Origin of the sequence: Acinetobacter sp. Tr-809 (genome assembly GCF_011753255.1) — a bacterium.
Classification (GTDB): Bacteria; Pseudomonadota; Gammaproteobacteria; order Pseudomonadales; family Moraxellaceae; genus Acinetobacter.
Genome location: NZ_VWVZ01000032.1, coordinates 1 through 237 on the forward strand (window position 1 = coordinate 1; position 237 = coordinate 237).

Annotated in this window: 1 pseudogene; it reads left to right on the forward strand. The window is 45.1% G+C overall.

Annotation, left to right across the window (positions count from 1 at the left end):
* Window positions 1–237, forward strand: a pseudogene (locus F3J02_RS18825) (hypothetical protein); the annotation flags it as partial.

The window sequence follows — 237 nt, forward strand, 5'->3', positions numbered from 1 at the left end:
CAGCAGATGGTGTACAGCTAGGCTTAGGCAATACCATTAAAGTTGGTACAGCGAATCCAGTCACTATTGATGGTACAGCAGGTACGATCGGTGGTTTAACGAACAAGACCTGGAATGGCACAGCAGTATCAGGTCAGGCAGCAACAGAAGATCAATTGGCAGCAGTTGATAGCAAGTTGGGTACGTTAGACGATGCAGCAGTTAAATATGACAATGCAACGACTAAAGACAAGATCA